The 9,493-nt window shown below is 43.3% G+C and carries 7 protein-coding genes and 1 pseudogene; 3 read left to right on the forward strand and 5 right to left on the reverse strand.

The window, feature by feature from the left end:
* Positions 1–15 precede the first annotated feature (15 nt).
* From hrcA to MSA64_RS05475, 5 genes and pseudogenes are all read right to left on the reverse strand, one after another.
* The gene (hrcA, locus tag MSA64_RS05455) at positions 16–1,053 is read right to left on the reverse strand and encodes a heat-inducible transcriptional repressor HrcA (RefSeq protein ID WP_022171288.1); all 1,038 of its coding nucleotides are present in this window, start codon (positions 1,051–1,053) and stop codon (positions 16–18) included.
* Positions 1,054–1,397: 344 nt separating this feature from the next.
* Positions 1,398–3,386 (reverse strand): excinuclease ABC subunit UvrB, encoded by a 1,989-nt coding sequence (gene uvrB, locus MSA64_RS05460; RefSeq protein ID WP_287890901.1) that lies wholly within the window; start codon positions 3,384–3,386, stop codon positions 1,398–1,400.
* 369 nt (positions 3,387–3,755) lie between these two features.
* Positions 3,756–4,673: a tyrosine-type recombinase/integrase gene (locus MSA64_RS05465; protein WP_287890902.1), complete on the reverse strand. Its 918-nt coding sequence runs from the start codon at positions 4,671–4,673 to the stop codon at positions 3,756–3,758.
* 251 nt (positions 4,674–4,924) lie between these two features.
* Positions 4,925–6,142 (reverse strand): annotated as a pseudogene (locus tag MSA64_RS11980) (site-specific integrase).
* On the reverse strand, positions 6,139–6,366 hold the full coding sequence (locus tag MSA64_RS05475; protein WP_287890903.1) for a helix-turn-helix domain-containing protein: 228 nt from the start codon (positions 6,364–6,366) through the stop codon (positions 6,139–6,141). Before MSA64_RS05475 ends, MSA64_RS11980 begins: the two are co-directional and overlap by 4 nt.
* Positions 6,367–6,575: 209 nt before the next feature.
* On the opposite strand from MSA64_RS05475, the gene MSA64_RS05480 reads away from it, so the two are divergent.
* The 3 genes from MSA64_RS05480 (at position 6,576) to MSA64_RS05490 (ending at position 9,379) form a co-directional block, all read left to right on the forward strand.
* Positions 6,576–7,076 carry a DUF6431 domain-containing protein gene (locus tag MSA64_RS05480; RefSeq protein ID WP_197702350.1) on the forward strand — a complete coding sequence of 167 codons (501 nt, stop codon included), beginning with the start codon at positions 6,576–6,578 and terminating at the stop codon, positions 7,074–7,076.
* A gap of 73 nt (positions 7,077–7,149) precedes the next feature.
* Positions 7,150–8,568 carry a DDE-type integrase/transposase/recombinase gene (locus tag MSA64_RS05485; RefSeq protein ID WP_154433258.1) on the forward strand — a complete coding sequence of 473 codons (1,419 nt, stop codon included), beginning with the start codon at positions 7,150–7,152 and terminating at the stop codon, positions 8,566–8,568.
* A complete protein-coding gene (locus MSA64_RS05490) occupies positions 8,555–9,379 on the forward strand; it encodes an ExeA family protein (protein ID WP_330578382.1) in 825 nt (274 codons plus the stop codon). Before MSA64_RS05485 ends, MSA64_RS05490 begins: the two co-directional genes overlap by 14 nt.
* The last annotated feature ends 114 nt before the right edge of the window (positions 9,380–9,493 follow it).

Here is a 9,493-nt window from a genome sequence, read left to right on the forward strand (position 1 = left end):
TCACATTCCACCTTTCTACGGCTTTTTGAATATGTTGTCCAACTGGACTTTCAATGTTTTCAGATTATCTACTACATTTTCATAATCCATTCTCTTCGGTCCGATAATTCCTATCGTTCCTTTCATTCCCTCTCCCAGATCATACGATGCGGTTACTACACTACAATCTTTCATGGTCTGTATCGGGCTTTCATTTCCTATATATACCTGAATCCCTGTATTCTCTCCGGAATCAGAAACGGTATCCTTGATCATCTCAACCAGTTCCTGTTTATCCTCAAATGCGGATATCAGTTCACTGGCCTTACTGCTGTCTGCCAGTTCCGGATATTTGAAAATGTTGGTCGCTCCGCTTGTATACACCGGAACTTCCTCATCGTCCACTGCAATGGCATCTGCCACCGCGTCTAATACGGTACTCACCACACCACTGTGGACACCTGCCTGTTCTTTCAGCTTCGTGATCATGCCAAGACTGATCTCTTCGATCGTCAGACCATTCAGCTGTGTATTCAATAACAGGTTCAGTTTCAGGATCTGTTCATCATCGATCGTCTCATCCAGATTTACGATCTGGTTCTTTACCAGGTTGCCTTCCACAACGATCACTGCCAGAAGCTGTTCTTCGTTCAGCTTGGATAACTGAATGAATTTTACTTTGTTGTGATGATAGGTAGGACCGGTAATGAGTGTCGCATAATTCGTATTGGATGCGAGCACCTTGACCACCTGTTTTAGCACCCGTTCCATCCGATCTGTTTTCTCGATCATCATTTCCTTCATCTCGGAAACTTCCTGATCTTTTTCTTTCATCAGTTCATCGACATATAATCGATAACCGAGATCCGATGGAATCCTGCCCGCTGAGGTGTGAGGCTGTACAATGTATCCCAGATCTTCCAGATCCGACATCTCATTTCGAATGGTGGCAGAACTCAGATTCAAATCTGTGTACTTGGAAATGGTTCTCGAACCAACCGGCTCACCAGTTTCCAGATAGGTCTGGATAATCGCTTTTAAAATCTTGCGTTTTCTTTCATCCAAATCCTGCATCTTCTCTGCCTCCTTCTTTGTCTTTTTTGTTGTGTTAGCACTCATTTAAGTGGAGTGCTAACATCTATGGTTTAAAGATAGCACTGCCTCTTTTATTTGTCAATGGGTATTTTGAAATTTTTTGTTTTTTTCTTCGTCTTGGATTTCTAATCACCTTCAGTAAGGCATTTTGACTTGTATGTCTCTGGATTTTGGCAAAAAACATGCAAAAGCACCTCGCGGAATGCTACCCTGTACATAAAAAGAAAGAATCTTCTGCTGTAAATATCCGCTCACACATTTCGGGAACATTTTTTCAGAAAATTCTTTCTTTATATAATATACTGATTTTTTGAGTCGTATTCCTACCTGTCCAGTTCTTCCAGATTCTTCTTCAGTTCGATCATCTGGTCGCGCAGCTCGGCGGCCATCTCGAAGTTCAGGTCGGCTGCTGCCGCTTTCATCTGTTTCTGTATTTTTCCGATCAGTTCTTCGAGTTCCTCTCGGCTCATGGATTCCATATCTTTTTCCAGTTTCTTCTGCGTTTTCGCCACCTCTTTGGATATGCTGATCAGATCTCTGACTGCCTTTTTGATCGTCTTCGGTGTAATTCCGTGTTCCTTATTATATGTTTCCTGCAATTCTCTTCTTCGAAGTGTCTCATCGATGGCGCGGCGCATGGAATCTGTGATCACATCTGCATACATGATGACATGTCCCTCCGCATTTCTTGCTGCACGGCCGATTGTCTGGATCAGAGAAGTTTCCGATCGCAGGAATCCTTCCTTGTCCGCATCCAGGATCGCCACCAGTGAGATCTCCGGGATATCCAGACCCTCTCGAAGCAGGTTGATACCCACCAGCACATCAAATACATCCAGACGCATATCGCGGATGATTTCCGATCGTTCCAGCGTATCGATATCGGAATGCAGGTATTTGACACGGATACCCAGATCTTTCATATAATCGGTCAGTTCCTCTGCCATTCGTTTTGTAAGCGTTGTCACCAGAATCTTATTATGTTTTTCCACTTCTTTGTTGACTTCTCCTACCAGATCGTCAATCTGTCCCTCCACCGGACGCACTTCCACATAAGGATCCAGAAGTCCGGTCGGTCGGATAATCTGCTCTGCACGAAGAAGTTCATGATCCTTTTCATATTGTCCCGGCGTTGCCGACACGAAAAGCACCTGATCGATCCGTTCTTCAAATTCCTCAAAATTCAGCGGTCGGTTATCTTTTGCTGACGGAAGACGGAATCCATAGTCCACCAGCGTCGATTTTCTTGACTGGTCACCAAAATACATACCGCGCACCTGTGGTACCGTAATATGTGACTCATCAATCATGATCAGATAGTCATCCCCGAAGTAATCCATCAGTGTATACGGCGGCTCTCCCGGTTTCAGTCCTGCCAGATGCCGGGAATAGTTCTCGATACCGGAACAAAAACCTGTCTCTTTCATCATTTCCAGATCAAAATTGGTCCGTTCGCTGATTCTCTGTGCCTCGAGAAGTTTGTCTTCGCTTTTAAAATACGCCACCTGTTCTTCCATTTCTTTTTCAATAGCCTTGGAGGCCTCCAGGATACGTTCCATCGGCACAACATAATGAGACGCCGGATATAAGGCGATATGATTCAGTTCTCTCCGGATCTCCCCGGTCAGCACATCCACTTCCGTGATCCGGTCAATCTCATCTCCGAAGAATTCCACCCGGATCGCCACATCCGATTCATACGCCGGAATAATCTCCACCACATCCCCTCGCACCCGGAAGGTTCCACGGTGAAAATCCATATCGTTTCGGTCATACTGCATGTCAATCAGACTCCGCAACACCTCATCCCGATCCTTCTCCATCCCCGGTCGCAGTGAGATCATCATGTTCTGATAGTCCTTCGGACTGCCGATTCCATAGATACAGGATACACTTGACACGATGATAACATCTTTCCGTTCAGAAAGTGCCGCGGTAGCTGAAAGCCGGAGTCTATCAATTTCCTCGTTAATGGCGGAGTCCTTGGCAATGTAAGTATCCGTGGAGGGGACATAGGCTTCGGGCTGGTAGTAGTCGTAGTAGGACACAAAATATTCCACTGCGTTATCGGGGAACATCTCCTTGAACTCTCCGTATAACTGAGCTGCAAGTGTTTTATTATGAGCGATGACAAGCGTTGGCTTCTGTAATTGCTGAATCACATTTGCCATCGTAAAAGTTTTTCCAGAACCCGTAACCCCTAGTAAAGTCTGGCATTGATTGCCTTCCTTGAACCCTTTCACAAGCTCTGCAATCGCCTGTGGCTGGTCTCCGGTTGGCTCATATGGGGCTTTTAATTTGAACTCATTCATGGTAAATCCCTCCATTTGTGACTTTTACTATGATCATTATCAGCCAAAAATTCGTATCCGGATTCGTAACGAAAAGCTTATTTTATGGTGAATAGATGTCCTTTTCACCTCGTTACGAATAAAAGTCACAAAACTGATTTTTGCGGATAAAACAGCACTCGGAAATACCTGATGATACCAGGCTCCGGTTCTGTCATATTTTTACTGTTTGTTCTTGTAACAGTCCCTATTATATCAAACATTTTTTTGAAAGTATATAGATGAAAGCAAGAAAAAAGTACAAATGTTCGATTCTCATTTGTACTTTTCTATCTTACTACTATTCTATTTTTTATCATGCTGCGTTGAAATATTCCTCCAGAATTAAGTCTATTTCAAGCACTTCTGAATAATCATAATACTGATCTTTCCGCTCTTTTGGAATAACTTCTTCAATAAATGCGAAATACCTTTTGAATTAAAACTATTCTTCAGCAAAATAGTTGCATAGGTATTTCTCAACTGGTGAAAATGAATATCAGGCAAATCCAAGAATTTCAACAAGTCTTTATAGTATTTCTGATGAAAACCTTTACTCCTTGGATTCCCATATGTAGAACAACAAATATAATTCCAGTCCCGGAACTCTTTTGGTCTGCGTCTGCGGTTCTTCTCATAAGTTTTCCGTTCTTCCAGAATTGCTTCAAATACATAATCCGGTATTGGAAGTTCACGCACACCAGCAGGTGTTTTTGTTTTAATTTCCTGCTTTGTCAGCATCTTAGGTGCACAGTCTTCTGCTTTACTGTTTGGCTTCTTTCCCAACTGACGCTCTACTCTCAACGTCCTGTGAATGTAATCGACATCACTGTATTTCAAACCGTTGATTTCACTTCTTCTGAGCCCCATCAATACAGCAAATAAAATCTGCATATGAATCGGTGTTTCTTTACTTGCCTCAATCAACTGTAGCACCTGCGGAAGTGTCAATGTTTTCTTTTCTTCGATTTTCAGAACACGATACTCTGTCTTTTTTATTTTCTTCGGTAAATTGATTCCTTTCGCAGGATTAGTTGCCAATACATTTTTGTTAAATGCATACTCCAATGATGTTTTGATGATCGTCCTGACATTTTTCGCAACTGATTCGTACTTTTCTGCAACTGTATTATATAATTTTTTGATATAACCCTGATTCAGTGTAGACATATACATTTTTCCAAGCTGTGGAACGATATAATTCCTAATGGCACTTTTGTAAGTTGTATATGTGTCGTCTGTTATTCGGGGACGCATAATATCTTCCAACCAGAAGATCATAAACTCCTCTACCCGGATTTTTCCATACACAATATAGGTTCCGGTATGTAGCTGTCCGATTACTTCATCACGAAATGCATTAGCTTCTCTTTTGGTTGTGAATCCCGCATGTTGCTGTGTCTTTGTACTTTCGTCTGCAAACGTCAGCAACACACGAAATCCATATCCATTTTTGATTGTTGTCACCGAATAGACCTTATATTCAACATATTTCTTAAAGTCAAAGGTCTTATGCATGGCTATCCCTCCGTTCCGGTTTGTTGTGGTACAAACGTATTATTTACAAACGCAATAATCTTATCCTGCTCGTCCATAATCTCACAATAATATTCGTAAGTCGTATGAACGGAACTATGACCTAGCAGACCAGATATTTTAAACAATGGAACTCCAAGCTCAATTAAAATGGTCGCAAACATATGTCTGAGTCCATGTACGGTGATATTTGGCAATCCATTTCTGTTACAGATTTTCGTAAGTGCCTGATTCATTGCCGTTAATGATCGGGGTTCGCCATTTTCCTGACAACATACATAATCAAAATTCTTGTATTCTATGCCTGGATCAGTTTTTCGCAATTCAATCAACTGCTGTCTGCGTTTTACTTCCCGCATCACCACTTTTGGCACTCTCAATATCCGGTAGCTATTCTCAGTCTTTGGATTCCTTTCAATAACAGCATATTCCGTAACCGTAAATTCTTTTTCTTTCAGTTTCAGGTTTCCAACAAGCTGTCTGCTAATTCTGACGGTCTATTTTTCAAAATCAAAATCCTGAAATTTCAATCCAAGAATTTCTCCTTTTCGTAACCCACAAAACAGTCCCAGTAAAATTTCCAGATACCAAGGATTCTTGCTCGCAGCTTCAAGAAAAACCTTCAATTTTTCTTTGCCTAATACCCTTACCTTTGGTTTTGCTCTCGGATATGGCTTTGTCTCAGGCATTGGATTATAGCTTATGAACTTATCTCCTGCTGCATCTTTCATGGCGATGCTCAAAAGCTCCCGCCCTTTATTTCCCGCTGAAGGACAGATTTTCGCGACACGTTCCAGTAGAGCATCTAAATACTCTACTGAAATGTATTTTAATTTGATATCCGCTTCCATACTCGGAAGAATCAGATTATATAAGGTATATGCTCCAACCATTCTCGTGGTTGTCTCAATTCTCGGACTGAAAATATTTTCAAACCAGTATTCCAGATAATCGCCAAGCATCACATCTGTCTTTTGCATTTTTGCAATCTGGAGATCTCTCTGCTTCTTCTGGTATCTCTTTTCATATTCCCAGTAACTTTTCTCTGCTTCTTCCGGCGTTTCAAATCCACCTTTTTTCCCATATTTTGTCGTCAAATCGTCCTGCAGCTCTTTGGTTCTGTGATACCATGATTTTCCTTCAAAAAAGACAACTCTCTTTTCCTTTGACATTGTCTCCTGCTGCGTTTCTTTCTGTTTCATTCTGCTCTCACTCTTTCTCTCTCCTCGTCTCCATTCAGCCACCTATCAAAAGAATTGCATGGGATACGATAAGATCTGCCAATCTTCAACACCCGGAATGGTTTTCTGTCATAATAAACATTTTCTATAAATTCATACGCCTTGGAGCGTCCCAGCCCAAGCAAATTCTGAACATCTTCTACTTTATATACTTTCTTTTCCATTTCATTCTCTATAATTGCCATGACGTTATCCTCCTCTGTTATTGACCTCTTAAAATAGCGTAATAATGATTAGCTTGCGTGTCTCTGGATTGTTCTGTATACTGTCATCAGTTTACAGAAAGAAAAAAGTCTCAGAGCACCTTCCCTGGAAAGTCGTGTACTCTGAGACCTGGTCGCTAAAACCATGGTTATTATATCAGACTATACGTTAACCCTCAAGGGGAATTCAGGTGTTTTTTGTTGAGAGCAGTGTGACCAGCCATATATGTCCCAGATGTCAGGGGATTCTTGCCTACCGGGATTCACGCGTACGTATCCGAAGGAAAGAAGGCGGACGTAAGGAGCGTCTGATGATACGACGTTTCAGATGTAAAAACTGCCATTCCTATCATAATGAACTTCCGGATTGCCTCTCCCCGTATAAGCATTATGAAACTGAGGTTATATCAGGAGTTCTTGATGGAGTTGTCACTCCTGAAGATGCTGATTCCGAGGACTATCCGTCCATGCAGACCATGCAGCGCTGGCTCCTGTGGTTGCAGGTCAATCTGACCAACATAGAAGGCTACCTTAGAAGTGCCGGCTACAGTATCTTCAGACTTGGGGAAGGAGTCCTCTTCTCCAAAGGTTCACTGCTCGAAGCTATACGAAAAAAATATCAAAGCTGGCTGGAGATCATTCTCCGCCTGATCTATAACAGCGGGGGATTCCTGGTGCCGATCCCCTGGTAGCACTGTGCACCTACTTTGGTTCGTCTGTCACCGGCTGCTTCTGTATAGTGGTCTCAAAGGAGGTCGCTATACTATGAATACAAGCAAAAATCTTATGAAACAACAGTGGCAGGAACAGGAAGCACTCAAACGCTTTCAGCTTATATCTCCCCTTCTCAGGGAAGATATGGATGACGCAAAACGTCTGCAGCTGCGCAGGCAGATTGCACAGGAGAATAACATCTCCGTCCGCTCTCTTTATCGTTACGAGAAAGCATATGCAGAAAGCCAGTTCTCTGGACTCAAACCGGCAGACCGGCAAAAACACAGATCCCAGAGACTTCCGGACAATTTCGATTTTCTTCTGGAACAGGCAATCCAGCTCAGGAAAGAGGTCCCGGAACGGTCTGTTGCACAGATCATCTTCATTCTGGAAGCAGAAGGCTTTGTAGCACCGGGGGTATTAAAACGCCCAACCCTGGAAAGACATCTTTATAAAGCAGGGTTTGGCCGTGAACATATGCAGATGTACAGAGAAGCCCGTGAGAGTTCATCGAAACGCTTCTGCAAACCACACCGCATGATGCTGATCCAGGGAGATATCAAGTATGGTCCCAAACTTCCTATTGGAAAAAACGGTGCCAAAGTACAGACCTATCTGTCCTCGGCTATTGATGACCATTCCAGACGGCTGCTATTCTCCCGGTTCTATGATAATCAGGAAGAAGCGATCATCGAGGATACCTTTCACCAGGCGATCCTGCGTCACGGAACTTTTGATGCCTGTTACTTTGATAACGGATCACAGTATATCGCAAAGCAAATCCGTTTTTCCCTTTCCAAACTCGGCATCCGTGTCATTCATGCAAAGCCGAGAAGCGGAAAAAGCAAAGGCAAGATCGAAAAGTTCCACCAGGTCGTGGATGATTTTATCCGCGAATCGAAGCTGAAGGGTATCAAAAGCCTGGATGAATTAAACCGTCTCTGGGAGATCTTCGCAGACGAGTATTATCACAAGAAATCTCATGAAGGGATCAGTGAGTACTATGAAAGCCTTGGAGCTGCGGTCCCGGAAGAAGGGATCACACCTCTTCAGGAATGGAACCGCGACAGCCGCCCGCTCACTTTCCTGGATGTTTCAGTCGTAGCGGAAGCTTTCCTTCATCACGAAGAACGCAAAGTTGACAAAGGCGGATGTATCAGTTTCCGCGGAATAAAATACGAGACAAAACCATCACTGATTGGGCATAAAGTTGAAATTTCTTATGACCCTGCCGCGCCTGAAACGATCACGGTTTCTTATCCAGGCTATGAACCTTTTACAGCACAGCCTATAAAAATCAGCTCATACTGTGACAAACGTCCCGTATTACCGGCATCCATGCAGGAACAGAAACCGAGCACATCCCGTTTTCTTGATGCTTTAGAAAACCGCCATGCACAGACACAGCGTCAGATGGCTGACGCGATTTCATTTGCATCCTATCGGAAGGAGGCGAATGACAATGTATGAGGCATTCTTCGGTATGGAACACACACCCTTTGTCCGTGATGTTCCGCCTGAAAAGCTGTATGAATCATCTGCTTTTCGCGAGACATTAGGGCGTTTATCCTATGTGGCAGACCGCCAGATGTTTGCGGTTGTAACCGCTGATTCCGGATGTGGGAAATCAACGCTGATCCGCCGGTTTTACTCAGAGCTTCCTAAAGAGGATTACATCGTTCTTTATCTTTCAGACTCAAAGCTGACTCCAAGATGGTTTTATAAGGGGCTGCTGGATCAGCTCGGTCTGGAATCAAGGTTTTATCGGGGAGATTCCAAACGCCAGCTACAGCAGGAAATTGAAATCATCCGTGGAGTACAGCACAAGAAAGTTGTCTGTATCCTTGATGAAGCTCATCTATTGGAAAAAGAAACGCTGGAAGAATTCCGATTTCTTTTGAATTACAAATTTGATTCTGTCAGTCCCATGGCAGTAGTCCTTGTCGGGCAGACAGAACTTTGGGAAAACAAACTGAAGTTACAGCGTTACGCTGCTATTCGCCAGAGAATCGATATGTATTGTACGCTTCCACATCTGGACAGATCGGAAACAGAACAGTACATCGGAAGTCATATGGCGTATTCTGGATGTTCTCAGGAGGTTTTTACTGAAAAAGCAGTGGATGAGATCCACAAGGCATCTGCCGGAATTCCCCGTATGATCAACCGGATCTGCGAAAAGGCACTGATGTATGCCTTCCAACAGCAGAGACGTCTGGTCGATGACTATATGATCAAGTTTGTAGTAGAGCATGAAATGCTCACGGTCACAACTAAGTAAAAGTCAGCCGCCCGTTTTCGGGCGGCGAATCCACCATTATCTATGACAGGCAGTTAAGCAATCTGATGACAATTCGTGTGAGCAGTCTGGTGACAGCTCATGAAATCATTAACA

The organism is Oliverpabstia sp. (genome assembly GCF_022785585.1).
Classification (GTDB): Bacteria; Bacillota; Clostridia; order Lachnospirales; family Lachnospiraceae; genus Oliverpabstia; species Oliverpabstia intestinalis.

Excerpts from the sequence above, each read along its gene's own strand:
- hrcA (WP_022171288.1), bottom strand. The coding sequence starts at position 1,053 with ATGCAGGATTTGGATGAAAGAAAACGCAAGATTTTAAAAGCGATTATC.
- uvrB (WP_287890901.1), bottom strand. The coding sequence starts at position 3,386 with ATGAATGAGTTCAAATTAAAAGCCCCATATGAGCCAACCGGAGACCAG.
- MSA64_RS05475 (WP_287890903.1), bottom strand. The coding sequence starts at position 6,366 with ATGGCAATTATAGAGAATGAAATGGAAAAGAAAGTATATAAAGTAGAA.
- MSA64_RS05485 (WP_154433258.1), top strand. The coding sequence starts at position 7,150 with ATGAATACAAGCAAAAATCTTATGAAACAACAGTGGCAGGAACAGGAA.
- MSA64_RS05490 (WP_330578382.1), top strand. The coding sequence starts at position 8,555 with ATGACAATGTATGAGGCATTCTTCGGTATGGAACACACACCCTTTGTC.